The organism is Mesorhizobium jarvisii (genome assembly GCF_003601985.1).
Lineage (GTDB): Bacteria > Pseudomonadota > Alphaproteobacteria > Rhizobiales > Rhizobiaceae > Mesorhizobium > Mesorhizobium jarvisii.
The window spans coordinates 58,322-71,612 of sequence record NZ_QZXA01000008.1 but is presented as its reverse complement, the minus strand read 5'-3'; the positions used below and the strand labels follow the sequence as shown (position 1 = coordinate 71,612).

Sequence of the window (13,291 nt, the reverse complement as noted above, 5' to 3'; positions counted from 1 at the left end):
TGATCAGTCCTTGTCGAGCCCGCCCGACATGTTGAGCCGCTCGGCGGTCATGTATTTGGGCGCATCGAGGCACAGCCAGACGACGGCTTCCGCGACTTCCGCAATCTCGGCGCGGCGGCCGAGCGGGATGCGGCGGGTGCGCTCGTCGAGGAAGGCCTGCAGGTCGCTGCGGCCATTGGCGCGGGCGAGGTCGACCTCGGTCGAGCGCTGCATGTCCGTGTCCATCATGCCCGGCGCCAGGCTATTGACCAGCACACCATAGGGCGCCAGCGCCACCGCCGCGGCGCGGGTGATGGAATCGACCCCGGCCTTGCTCGCCGTGTAGGCGGTGTAGTCGGGCAGCGCCATGCGCGAACCCGGCGAGGTGATGTTGATGATACGCCCCGAACGCTGCTCGCGCATCACCCGGCCAGCTGCCTTGCAGGCCATGGCCAATGCGGTGACATTGAGCGCCAGCGTGCGCGTCCAGGCCTTGAAGGTGGCGTCGAGGAAGGGCTCGATCACGCCATAGCCGGCATTGTTGACGAGGATGTCGATGCCGCCCCAGCGCGCCACCACTTTCTCCACCGCCGCCTCCGGCGCTCCTTCCCCGGTGAAGTCGCTGACGATGCTCTCGCTTTCCGCGCCGGCTTCGCCGATCTGCCTGGCGGTCTCGGCCAGGCCCTCGCCATTGATGTCGGTGACCGCGACGACACAGCCGCGCCGCGCCAGCTGGATCGCCACCTCGCGACCGAGGCCGCCGGCGGCACCGGTGACGAGTGTTCTTCGTGGCGGCGTATTGTGATTTTCGGCTGGCAAGAAAACACCCTCCCGGTGGCCATCTTGACGGAATTGATACCGGTACCATAAATGGCTGTCAACGGCGATGTGCTATTGTCCCATCGACCGCATGGTCCGCTGCAATGGGGAGAAGAAGATGAAAGTCGTCGCGCTCGAAACGCTGCAGCTGGCGGAGTTTCCCTTCCTGTTCTGGCTGCGCGTCCACACCGATGCCGGCCTGATCGGCACCGGCGAGACGTTCTGGGCGCCGGGGCCGGTCGCCGCCTACATCCACGACAATGTCGCGTCCTATCTGCTGGGCAAGGATCCGCGCGACATCGAGCTGCATGATCGCACGCTGGGCAGCGTCTATGTCGGCGCGCGCGATTCCGGCGCCGAGGTACGCGGCAACTCCGCCGTTAACATCGCGCTGTGGGATATCTATGGCCAGGCGCTTGGTGACCCGGTCTGGCGACTGCTTGGCGGGCGCACCCACAAGAGCGTGCCGATCTACAACACCTGCGCCGGCTACAAGCATGTCCGCGCCACGAAGAAGAACGCCCTGTTCGAGCGGGGCGAGGACTGGTCGCTCAAGCCTGGCGGTTCCAACGAAGGCCCCTACGAGGACCTGCTCGCCTGGCGCTACAATGCCGGCGATCTCGCCAGGAGCCTGAAATCCGAAGGCATCGGCGCGATGAAGATATGGCCGTTCGACATCGCCGCCGAAGCGTCGAACGGCACCCGCATTTCGCTGGCCGATCTGGACAAGGCATTGGAGCCTTTCCAGAAAATCCGCGACGCCGTCGGCCGCGAAATGGAAATCATGGTCGAGCTGCACGGCCTGTGGACCTTGCCGCCGGTGCTGCGCATTGCCGAGGCGCTGAAAGCCCATGACGTCGCCTGGCTGGAAGAGCCGATCCGCTACAATGAGCTCGACGCCATGGCCGAGCTTGCCCGCCATACCTCGATCCCGATCGCCGCCAGCGAGCGGCTGGCCTCGCGGCAGATGTTCAAGCAGCTGATCGACAAGCGCGCGGCCAGCGTGATCATGATCGATCTCGCCTGGTGCGGCGGCCTCTCCGAGGCGCGCAAGATCGCCAACATGGCCGAGGCCAGCGAACTGCCGGTGACCTTGCACGATTGCACCGGGCCGATCGTCTATGCCGCCAGCTGCGCGCTGTCGGCGACCTTGCCGAACGTCAACTACCAGGAGGCGGTGCGCGCCTATTTCACCGGCTGGTACACCGAGATCGTCGCCGACATTCCGCCGGTCAAGGACGGTCACGTCGCGCCGCTCGAAGGGCCGGGGCTGGGTCTCAGCCTGCGGCCGGAGCTGTTTCAGCGGCCCGACGCGACCGTTCGGATCACCAGACTCTAGCCGTCGCACGGCTTTGTCCGAAGCCAGTAGACATTATGCTATTATAATCTATGATGCGCCAAAGCGAGCGGCCAACAAGCTCGCCGCCGGCGCTCTGCCGCCTGGCGTCGGACGCATTTCAGGGAGGCTTTGGTGGCAATGTCTGCGGCGCGCGCACGCGACGATTTCAAGGGCGCTCCAAACCTGCCCGATCCAAAGATCCTGCTCGACCTGTTCGAACGCATGGTGCTGTTGCGCCGTTTCGAAAGCATCGCCCAGATCGCCTGCCGAAAGGGCGAAACGCCAGGCTTCCTGCATCTCTATATCGGCGAGGAGGCGACAGGCGTCGGCGTCTGCGCGCATCTCAGGCCAACCGACTGGGTGACATCGACCCATCGCGGCCACGGCCACGCACTTGCCAAGGGCGCCAATCCCGGCCGGGTGATGGCCGAGCTGTTCGGCAAGGTTGACGGGATTTGCGGCGGCCGTGGCGGCACCATGCATCTCTACGACCGTTCGGTCGGCCTGTTCGGCACCAACGGCATCGTCGCCGCCGGCATCGGCCATGCCGTCGGCATCGGCATGAGCGCCCGCCAGCAGGGCCGCGACGACATCGGCGTCGCCTTCTTCGGCGACGGCGCCGCCAACCATGGCGGCTTCCACGAGGCGCTCAACTTCGCTGCCGTGCAGCGGGCGCCGGCGGTCTTCATCTGCGAGAACAACCTCTACGCCACCGCGACGCCGTTGAAGTCGGTCACGCTGAACCCAGAGATCGCCACCAAGGCCGCCTCCTACGGCATGCCTGGGGTCGCGGTCGACGGCAACGACGTCTTCGCCGTCTGGCAGGCGATGAAGGAGGCCACCGAGCGCGCCCGTTCCGGCAAGGGCCCGACGCTCATCGAGGCCAAGACCTACCGCACCGTCGGTCACCATGAGGGCGATCCGGTCATCGGCACCTATCGCACGCAGGAGGAACTCGACGCCTGGGTCAAGCGCGATCCCATCGACATGTTCCGCAAGCGGTTGATCGAGGACTATGGCATCGCCGATGCCGAGGCGCTCGCGGCAATAGAGGCGCGGATCGAAAAGGTGGTCGAGGAGGCGCTGACCTTCGCCCGCAAGTCGCCCGAGCCCGATCCGGCGACGGTGCGCCTGCATGTCTTCGCCGATCCGATCAATCCGCCGGCCGCATTACAGCCGCGCGCCGTCGGCGAGACGCGCACGCAAGGTTGGCTCGAAGCGGTGCGCGACGGCATCGCCGAGGAGATGCGCGCCAATCCGGCGATCCTCTATTTCGGCGAGGGCACCGGCGAGCGCGGCGGCAGTTTCGCGCACACCAAGAACCTCTGGCAGGAATTCGGCGCCGAGCGCATGGTCGACACGCCGATCTCCGAACAGGGTTTCACCGCCGCTGCCGTCGGCGCCTCGGCCACCGGTTCGCGCACCGTATCGGACCTGATGTTCGCCGACTTCGCCTTTGAGACCGCCGGCCAGATCTTCCTGCAGGCAGCCAAGCTGCGCTACATGACCAGCGGCCTGATGAGCGCGCCGATGGTGGTGCGCGTCGGCGCCGGCGCGCTGCGCAGCTCCGGCCCGCATCACAGCGGCATCTATCATCCGGTCTTTGCCCATATGCCGGGCCTTATCGTCTGCGTGCCGTCGACCCCTGCCGACGCCAAGGGCCTGATGAAGACAGCGCTCAGGGCCGGCGATCCCGTCATCATGCTGGAACCCAAGGCGCTGTTCGGCTCCAAGGGCGAGGTGCCGGTCGGCGAGCATTTCGTGCCTTTCGGCGTCGCGCGCGTCGCGCGGGCCGGCACCGACATCACCATCGTTGCCGCCGGCCAGATGGTGCAGCGCGCGCTGGAAGCTGCCGATGTATTGGCCGCCGAAGGCATCGAGGCGGAGGTGATCGATCCCCGCACCATCATGCCGCTCGACATCGACACCATCGTCGCCAGCGTGCGAAAGACCCATCGCCTGCTCATCGTCGACGAAGCCTGGGCGATGTGCGGCCTTGGCGGCGAGATCGCCCAGGCCATCAACGAACTCGCCTTCGACGAACTCGACGCCCCGCCCGGAAGGCTGCACACCGCGCCGACCTCGCATCCCTTCGCGCCGGTACTGGAGCGCGCCATGCTGGTCGACACGGCGCGCATCGCCCAGGGCGTGCGCGATGTCATATCAGGCCAACCGCCGGTGCCGGACCATTGGTACACGGTCGGCCTGAAAAGCGCTGCGCCGGCTAAACCAACGCCTGCTCCAGCCAAACCTTTGCCCGCCGCTTCAGCGGCTGCCGCTCCCAGCGACGACGAGCCGATCACAATGCCGTTCGGTGATCTCACCGTCAGCGAAGGCACTGTCGTCAAATGGCTGAAGGCGGTCGGTGATCCGGTCAAGGAAGGCGAACTGATCGCCGAGATCGAGACCGACAAGGCCGTGGTCGAGATCGAGGCACCGGTCAGCGGGACGCTCAACACCATCGATCAGCCGGTCGGCGCCGTGGTGCCGATGGGCGGCCGCATCGGCGGCATCAAGAAATAATCATCGTACCGAGGAAATCCGAAGGGCAAGCATGAGGATCCTTTGCGCCAACTGGCAAGCCGCCGACGAGGCCGAACTCGAGCGGCAGCATTATCCCGATGTGGAGTTCATCCTCGCCCGCTCGACCAACGACAAGGCAGCCGCACTCGATCCTGCCGTCTGCGAGGTGGTCGACGCCGTCATCAACTATTCGCCCACCCACAATGTCGCGGCCGCGCCATCGGCCTTTCCCAAGGCGCGCATCGCCGTGCGTTCGGGCGTCGGCTTCGACAACATCGACACATCAGGCTGGGGTGCGCGCAAGATTCCGGCCTGCAACGTGCCGGACTATGGCACCACCGAGGTCGCAGATCACGCGATTGGCCTGATGCTGGCGCTGACGCGCGGCACATCGGCCTATGGCGCGGAGCTTTCCGGCCATGGCGCCGGAGGCTGGCATTTTTCCAAGGCGCCGCTGGTGCGCCGGCACAAGGGCGCCACCTTCGGCATTGTCGGCCTCGGCCGCATCGGGCTGGCCACGGCGCGCCGCGCCGCCGCCTTCGACATGAAGGTGGTGTTCTATGACCCGCATCTTCTCTCCGGTGTCGACCTGTCGACCGGCTACGAACGCGTCCATTCGCTCAGTGAATTGATGGAGCGGGCGGATGTGGTAAGCGTCCACACGCCGCTCAGCGAGGAGACCCGCAAGCTGCTTGGCGCGTCCGCCTTCGCCGCCGCCAAGCCCGGCCTTGTCCTCATCAACACCGCGCGCGGTCCGATCGTCGATCTCGACGCGCTGGAAGCGGCGATGCGCGAGGGCATCGTCGCCGGCGCCGGCCTCGACGTCTTGCCGAACGAGCCCGGCGATCTCGACCATCCGCTGCTCACCGCATGGCGCGCCCGAGAACCTTGGATCGCCAATCGGCTGATCGTCACCCCGCACGCCGCCTTCTATAGCCCGGCGTCGATGCGCGACCTCCGGCTGAAATCGATCGAGGTGGTGCATGCCTATCTCGCCGAGGGGCGGCTGACCAACTGCGTGAATTCAGAGTATCTGAAATGAACATCGCGACGGCACAGACCCGGCTGGCGGTTTCGCCCTATGCCCGCCGCCTGGCGCACGAGCGTTCCCTGCCGCTCGAAACACTTCGCGGCAGCGGCCCGGGCGGCCGCATCCTGGCCGCCGACGTGCAGGCCTTCGTTCCGGTTGCCGCGCCGGTCGTCTCGCCCAAAGTCGCCCCCGCGGCGGCGCCCCTGTCCCCGACCGCGCCCCGGATCGCCGCCTTTGCCACCTCCGTTGCCCTTGGCGCGCTGCAAGACCTGCTGGCGGCGCTTGAGAGCTCGGGGCATGTGTTCGCCATCGACGACGTGCTGCTGCGTGCCGCCGGTCGCGCATTTGTCGAGATGCCGGAGGCAGCTAGGTTAGGTGGCGCTTGCGTGGCGCTGGAACTGGCGGGTCGGCAAACCGTATTCGCAGTGATTCCCGAGATGCCGCTGACATCGCTGCGCGCCATGCGGCTTGCGGCATTGGCCGACAGCCGGGATGGGACGGAAACGCCAGCGACCCTATCTCTGCGGCTGCTGCCGGCGAGCGACATCAGGCCGGTGATGACGCCGCTTCTGCCGGGCCGTGCCATGCGCCTGACCGTTTCGCCCGACACGCCGGGCGGCCATGCCGAATGCCTGCTGACGATAGATGCGGCAAGTGTTGACGAGGCCACCGCTGCCGCATGGCTCGCGACCCTGAAATCGGTGATCGAACAGCCGCTTCGGCTCTTTGTCTGAGACGGTTGATCGTCAACAGCCTTGCCTAGCCTCGGGCCCAGGAAGCTATTATAAAAGCTTCGACACAGACGCGACGAGGCACATGGACCACCCCACCATAGACAGTCTTCCCAGGCGCACGCTCGGCCGCGCCAACGGGCCGCTTTACCGCCAGCTCGCCGACATTCTGCGCGAACCGATCGGCAACGGCACCTTCCCTGTCGGCGGCGAACTGCCGAAGGAAGCGACCATTGCCGAGCATTTCGGCGTGAGCCTGATCACGGTTCGCCAGGCGCTGCGCGATCTCGAAGCCGACGGGCTGATCCGCAAGCGCTCGGCCAAGCCTGCCGTGGTCGCGGCGCGCAGCCCCTCGGTCAATCTGAGCTGGAAGTTCAAGAATTTCGCCGACATGGCGGCCTTCACCAAGGATGCCGAGCTGACGGTGAAATCCTACCGCAAGGAGGTTTCGCCCGTGCTCCAGCGGCATTTCGGCATGGGCAAGGACGAGGCCGGCTATTGCCTGCGCAGCGTGCTGTCGATCGGCGAACAGCGCAAGGCGCAGATCACCACCTATTTCCCGCCCGACATCGGCGCGCGCCTGAAGCGGGAGGATTTTTCGGACGTGCTGATCTTCCGTTCGGTGCAGCAACATCTCGGCCTGCGGCTCGACGTGGCGCATGTCACGGTGCGCGCCGAGATCGCCGACGAGGCGGTTGCCGCCGACCTTGGCATAACGCTCGGCAGTCCGGTGCTGACGGTAGAGATGCTCTACCAGTCGGCGGACCAGCGCAGCATCGAATTCTCCGTCGCCCGCCACCCCGCCGATATCTTCAGCATCACTTACGACGCGCCGAACGACCTGTCCTGAAGCGCGCCGGAGGCGGGATTTTCTGCTGACGTCGCATAGACAGGCCCATAAAATTATAATAGCATGATAGCTAGGCTGAAGTGCCGGCCACGGGAGACGTCGCAAGAGAAGAACTCCTGCGAATTCGGCTCGCGGACGCAGCCTTTGGGAAGTCTGGGCAAATTGACAACAGCGATTGGTACCGGTATCAATTTGTCGCCTTCATCCGACTAAGATGGCGCAGTCCATCACCGGCTGGGCAGGAAATACAGGGAGGAAGACCATGAAACTAAGGAGCTTGAGCGCCTGCTTCGTGGCGCTTGCCGGGTTCGCAGCGTCGATGGCTGCGATGCCGGGCCATACCGCGACCCAGAAACCGTACACCATCTATCTCTCGAACAATTTCGTCGGCAATGACTGGCGCCAGCAGATGGAACGCGTCGCCAATGTCGCCGTCAACAAGGGGCCGCTGAAGGGTCGCGTCGACCTCAAGATCGAAAATGCCGAGAACACCGTTCAGGCGCAGATCAATTCGCTGAACAACATCATCCGCCAGAAACCGGCCGCCATCCTCATCGATGCGTCGTCGGCCGAGGCGCTCAATCCCACCATCAAGAAGGCCTGCGACGCCGGTATCATCGTCGTCAGCTTCGACCAGACCGTGTCTGCCGAATGCGCCTACAAGATGCATTCCGATTTCGATATCATGGCCAACAACCAGGCCGAGTGGATGGCTTCCATCCTCGGCGGCAAGGGCAAGGTCTTCATGGATCGCGGCCTCGCCGGCGCGCCGATCTCGGAACAGTTCGAGAAGAACTTTGGCGCCGTGCTGAAGAAATATCCCGGCATCGAGATCGTCGGCTATTTCAACGGCAACTATGCCGCCGGCCCCGAACAGGAAGGCGTCGCCAGCCTGCTCGCCGCGCATCCGGAAGTCGACGGCATCTTCTCGCAGGGCTACGGTACAGGCGCCATCAAGGCGCTGCAGAATGCCGACCGGCCGATGGTGCCGATCGTCGCCGCCGCCTTCAACGGCACCGGTGTCACTTGCGCCGAGACCAAGGGCGCCAAATGCTGGCTCGGCGCCAATCCGCCGTCGCTGTCGGCCGAAGCGATCAAGCTCGCGGTCGACATACTGGACACTGGCAAGAAGCCGGCCGACACCACCGTGCTGTTCAATTCGCCCGGCCTGACCACGGATATGGTCGATGCCAAATATGCGCCGAATTCCTCGGCGGTGAAGATCGAGCTCGGCAAGACCGTATTTCCCGATCTCGCGCCGGGACTTTCCTTGCCGGTGTCGCCGAGCTGGGTGGAGATCACCCCCAAGGAGGCCTCGGGAACCTGATTTGGTGAATTGCAATGCGCCGCATCGGGCGCGAAACGAAAAACGGGAGGAGAAAATCATGAAATCATTGAGCCGTAACATCGGCTTCGCAGCTTTTGCCGCCACCATGATGGCTGCCGGCATGCAGACTGGCCACGCCGAGGACAAGAAGCCCTACACCATCTATCTTTCGAACAATTTCGTCGGCAATGACTGGCGCCAACAGATGGAGCGCGTCGCCACCGTCTCGGTCAACAAAGGGCCGCTGAAGGGCCGCGTCGACCTCAAGATCGAGAATGTCGAGAACACCGTCCAGGCGCAGATCAACTCGCTGAACAACATCATCCGCCAGAAGCCGGACGCCATCCTCGTCGATGCCGGTTCGGACTCGGCCTTGAATCCGACCATCAAGAAGGCCTGCGACGCCGGCATCGTCGTCATCTCCTTCGACCAGGTGGTGACCGAACCCTGCGCCTATGCCGTCGCTTCCGACTGGGACCGCATCCCCTCCGTCATGGCCGAGTGGATGGCCACGCAGCTCGGCGGCAAGGGCAACATCATCCTCGACCGCGGCCTCGCCGGCGCGCCGATCTCGGCGCAGCTGCAGGGGGGCTATGAGAAGGTGCTGGCCAAATATCCCGACATCAAGGTCGTCGGCTACTACAACGGCAACTATGCGCTCGGACCGGAACAGTCGGGTGTCGCGGCGCTGCTCGCCGCCAATCCGAAGATCGATGGCATCATGACGCAAGGCTATGGCTCGGGCGCCATCCAGGCGCTGAAGGATGCCGGCCGGCCGATCGTCCCGGTCGTCGGCTTCTCCTACAATGTCGCCGCCGTCACCTGCGCGCAGACGCAAGGCGCCAAGTGCATCCTGGGCTCCAACCCGGCCTATCTCTCCTCCGAAGCGATCAAGCTGGCCGTCGACATTCTCGACACCGGCAAGAAGCCGGCCGAGCGTTCCGTCTCGGTCAAGGGCGATTTCGTCACCACCGATCCCTTCGAGTCCAAGCTCTATCCGGGCACCAAGATGATCAAGATCGCCATTGGCGAAAATGCCTTCCCGGACCAGGCGCCCGGCCTGACGCTGCCGATCACGCCCGACTGGGTAGAGATCACCGCTGCGGAAGCCGCCGGCACCAAGTAACATCCGTGACCACGACCCTGTCTCCCGGCATCGCAAGATGTCGGGAGAGCTTTTCGAAGGTGCATGCATGGACCTCGTCACCGTCAACGGCCTGTCCAAACGCTATGGCGGCATTGTCGCGCTGAGCGAGGCGACATTCAGCGCCCGCGCCGGCGAGGTGCATGCCCTGCTTGGCGAGAATGGTGCGGGCAAGAGCACCTTCATCCAGATCCTGTCGGGCGCCGTGCAGCATGATGGCGGCTCGATCCTGGTTGATGGCCAGGATTATCGCCCGGCCAATCCGGATGCGGCGCAGGCACGCGGCATCGCCGCAGTCTTCCAGGAGTTGTCGCTGATCCCTGATCTCAGCGTCGAACAGAACATCTGGTTTCGCCATGAGCCGCGCACGTGGCTTGGCACCGTCAACCGCACGGAGATGCGCCGCAAGACGCTGGCGCTGCTGGAAAAATACAACTTTCCTGCGCTGCGCCCCGATCAGGAGCTGCGGCGGCTGACCCTGGCCGAACGGCAGATCGTCGAGATCGCCAAGGGCCTGGCCAAGGACCCGCGCATCCTGATCCTCGACGAGGCGACCTCGGCGCTGCCGGCACGGGAAGCCGAATGGCTGCTGAACCTTACCCGGCAGCTCGCCGCTGAGGGCAGGTTGGTCATCTTCATCTCGCACCGCATGGCCGAGGTGCGCGCCATCGCCGACCGGCTGACCATCTTCCGCAATGGCAGCACCGTCGCCGCGCATGAGGCCGATGCGGTGTCCGACAATGAGATCGTAACCCAGATGATCGGCCGCCATCTCGACCGGCTCTATCCCGAGCGTGTGTCCACCGCGACCGATCGCATCGCTCTCGGAGTAAAGGGGTTTTCGAGCGGCAGCCGGCTTTCCGGCGTCGACTTCGCGCTACGCGAAGGCGAGGTGCTCGGCGTCGGCGGTTTGCAAGGCCATGGCCAGCGCGAACTGTTTCAGGCGCTGTTCGGCGCCACCAAGGCAAGCGGCTCGATCGAACTGTGGGGCAAGCCGGTTTCGATCGGCAATCCGCGCCAGGCGCTGACCGGCAAGGATGGCATCGCGCTGGTACCGGAGGACCGGCGCGGCCAGGGCCTGCTTTTGACCAAGAGCGTGCGCGAGAATTTGACGCTGTCGGTCATCAAGCGCTTCACTGAAAACGGCTTGCTAAGCCGGCAAAAGGAAGCGGCGCTCGTCAAGGAGATGGTCGATTTCCTGCGTATCAAGGCCGGCACGTCGGAACAGCTTGCCGGCACCTTGTCAGGCGGCAACCAGCAGAAGGTGATCTTCGGCAAGATGCTTTTGACGCAGGCGCGCGTGCTGTTGCTCTACGATCCGACGCGCGGCGTGGATGTCGGCACCAAGGGCGAGATTTTCCAGCTGATGCGCGACCTCGCCGCCAAGGGCTATGCGATCCTGTTCCATTCCAGCGACATGTCGGAACTCGTCCATGTCGCCGACCGCGTGCTGGTGATGCGCAACGGCCGCATTGCCGCGACGCTGGAGGGGGATCACATTTCGGAGGAGGAAATCCTGCGCGCCGCCATGCTTGAAACCAGGGCGGCCTGAATCATGGTGATGTCCGTGGAGCAGACTGTGGAGATGGCGCAGAGGCCGGCCGAGACGAAGCCCACCAAGCCGGCCATCGACTGGCGCGGCCGCCTGCTCGACCGCGCGCCGTTCCTGGTCGCCTGCCTGATGCTGGCCTTGATTGTCGGCATCTATGGCAGCCTGCAATCCGGCGTCTTCTCGCTGGACGAGCTCAATCTCGACACGGCGGCGGCGATGACGCTGATGCTGGCGGCGACCGGGCAGACCATCGTGCTGCTGCGCGGCGGCATCGACCTGTCGATCGGCGGCATGATCAGCCTCGGCACGGTGATCGCGGCGACGCGCTTTACCGACGATGCGTCGACCACGGCACTTTGGGCGCTGATCATCCTGGCGCTCGGTTTCCTGATCGGCGCACTCAACGGCCTGCTGATCTCGCTGCTCAAGCTGCAGCCCTTCCTGGTCACGCTCGCCACCTGGTCGATCCTCAACGGCGTCGCCATGATCATCCTGCCGACCGATGGCGGCAGCATTCCCTCATGGTGGGTCGGCTTCGCTTCCGCACAGCCCCTCGGCCTGACCAGCCCGGTCTGGATGCTGCTGGTGCTACTGTTGTTCTGGTGGTGGTTTCGCGCGACGCGGGTCGGCATCGCCATCCAGGCGACCGGCTCCAACGAAAAGTCGGCCTTCCTGTCCGGCGTCTCGATCGCAAGGGTCAACCTCGTCACCTATGGCCTGTCCGGCCTGTTCGCGGCTGGTGCGGCGCTGTTCCTGGTGACACAGACCGGCGCCGGCTCGCCCACCATCGGCAAGGATTATATCCTGCCTTCGGTGGCGGCGGCGGTCATCGGCGGCGTCAGCCTGTTCGGCGGACGCGGCCATCTAGCCGGCACGCTGATCGGCGCCTTCGTGCTCACCCTGATAGGCAATCTGGTCTTCGTCCTGCATGTGTCGAGCTATTGGCAGCCGGTCGCCTCCGGCGTCATCCTGTTGCTCTCGGTGCTGGCCAGTTCCGTCGCCGAGAAAGCCGCAAGGAACCGTGTCCAATGAGCGCTTTCCTTGCCCGCAACCGCCTCATCGTGCTCGCCTATGCCGGCATGGTGGTGCTGCTTCTGGTCACGGCGCTGTTCTCGCCGGGTTTCCTGTCGGTCTCCAACATGCGCTCCACCGTCGTGCTGGCCGCCTTCGTCGGCATCGTCGCGCTCGGCCAGACCTTCGTCATCATCGGCGGCGGCATCGACCTGTCGGTACCCTGGGTGCTGAATTCGGCCGCCATCATCATGGCGCTGCTGTGCGGCGGGCAGGATCTGCCGCTGGTCTGGGTCATGCCGCTGCTGCTTGCCGGCGGCGCTTTCATCGGCTTCATCAACGGCATCGGCGTTGCCCAGTTCGGCGTGCCGCCGATCATCATGACGCTGGCCACAAACGTGATCCTGCAAGGGCTGATCCTGGTGCTGACCGGCGGCTCGCCGACGCCTTCGGCCCCGGCCCTGATCCAGTTCCTGTCGGTCGGGCGGCTCGGTGGTTTTCCGGTCATCGCGCTGATCTGGCTGGCGCTGACCCTGGTGGCGACGCTGCTGCTCTCCAAGGCGGCGTTCGGCCGCCATCTCTACGCGCTAGGCACCAGCGCCACGGTCGCCGAATTCTCCGGCGTGCCGACCGCACGCACCACCATCCTCACCTATGTCATCTCAGGCCTTACCGCCGCTTTCGCCGGCATGCTTTTGACCGGCTATTCCGGTCAGGCCTATCTCGGCATGGGCGACGCCTATCTGTTCACCTCGATCGCGGCGGTGGCCATCGGCGGCGCCTCCATCCTCGGGGGCAGCGGCCATTATCTCGGCACCGTCGCCGGCGCCATGGTGCTCACCATCCTCACCGGCCTTTTGCCGGCGCTGAACCTGTCGAGCGGAGCGCTGCTCATCGTTTACGGCGCTGTCATCCTGCTCACCGTGTCGATCGGCAGCGAGACCTTCGCCGGCCTCGGCGGCAGGCTGCGGAGAAAAGAGGGCTGA

11 protein-coding genes are annotated in these 13,291 nt (G+C 65.0%); 10 read left to right on the top strand and 1 reads right to left on the bottom strand.

Annotated features, from left to right (window positions below; all coding sequences use genetic code 11):
* Nucleotides 1-3: 3 nt before the first annotated feature.
* The gene (locus D3242_RS20685) at nt 4-798 is read right to left on the bottom strand and encodes an SDR family NAD(P)-dependent oxidoreductase (RefSeq protein WP_019862572.1); all 795 of its coding nucleotides are present in this window, start codon (nt 796-798) and stop codon (nt 4-6) included.
* A 118-nt stretch (nt 799-916) separates the two neighbouring features.
* Here D3242_RS20685 and D3242_RS20680 point away from each other — a divergent pair, with 118 nt between their 5' ends.
* The 10 genes from D3242_RS20680 (at nt 917) to D3242_RS20635 (ending at nt 13,291) form a co-directional block, all read left to right on the top strand.
* Entirely contained in the window at nt 917-2,137 is a 1,221-nt protein-coding gene (locus D3242_RS20680) for a mandelate racemase/muconate lactonizing enzyme family protein (protein ID WP_064985403.1), read from the top strand.
* A gap of 138 nt (nt 2,138-2,275) precedes the next feature.
* A complete protein-coding gene (locus D3242_RS20675; RefSeq protein ID WP_223217912.1) occupies nt 2,276-4,660 on the top strand; it encodes a thiamine pyrophosphate-dependent enzyme in 2,385 nt (794 codons plus the stop codon).
* 31 nt (nt 4,661-4,691) lie between these two features.
* Nucleotides 4,692-5,702 (top strand): C-terminal binding protein, encoded by a 1,011-nt coding sequence (locus D3242_RS20670; protein ID WP_064985196.1) that lies wholly within the window; start codon nt 4,692-4,694, stop codon nt 5,700-5,702.
* Entirely contained in the window at nt 5,699-6,424 is a 726-nt protein-coding gene (locus D3242_RS20665) for an E3 binding domain-containing protein (RefSeq protein ID WP_064985194.1), read from the top strand. Before D3242_RS20670 ends, D3242_RS20665 begins: the two co-directional genes overlap by 4 nt.
* A gap of 82 nt (nt 6,425-6,506) precedes the next feature.
* Nucleotides 6,507-7,271: a GntR family transcriptional regulator gene (locus D3242_RS20660; RefSeq protein WP_019862576.1), complete on the top strand. Its 765-nt coding sequence runs from the start codon at nt 6,507-6,509 to the stop codon at nt 7,269-7,271.
* Between the two features lie 262 nt (nt 7,272-7,533).
* Nucleotides 7,534-8,598 (top strand): substrate-binding domain-containing protein, encoded by a 1,065-nt coding sequence (locus D3242_RS20655; protein WP_064985193.1) that lies wholly within the window; start codon nt 7,534-7,536, stop codon nt 8,596-8,598.
* Between the two features lie 58 nt (nt 8,599-8,656).
* Nucleotides 8,657-9,724: a substrate-binding domain-containing protein gene (locus D3242_RS20650; RefSeq protein ID WP_064985400.1), complete on the top strand. Its 1,068-nt coding sequence runs from the start codon at nt 8,657-8,659 to the stop codon at nt 9,722-9,724.
* Between the two features lie 67 nt (nt 9,725-9,791).
* The gene (locus tag D3242_RS20645; RefSeq protein ID WP_064985398.1) at nt 9,792-11,294 is read left to right on the top strand and encodes a sugar ABC transporter ATP-binding protein; all 1,503 of its coding nucleotides are present in this window, start codon (nt 9,792-9,794) and stop codon (nt 11,292-11,294) included.
* A gap of 3 nt (nt 11,295-11,297) precedes the next feature.
* On the top strand, nt 11,298-12,326 hold the full coding sequence (locus tag D3242_RS20640; RefSeq protein WP_064985191.1) for an ABC transporter permease: 1,029 nt from the start codon (nt 11,298-11,300) through the stop codon (nt 12,324-12,326).
* Nucleotides 12,323-13,291, top strand: a complete 969-nt coding sequence (locus D3242_RS20635; protein ID WP_064985190.1) for an ABC transporter permease — start codon at nt 12,323-12,325, stop codon at nt 13,289-13,291. Before D3242_RS20640 ends, D3242_RS20635 begins: the two co-directional genes overlap by 4 nt.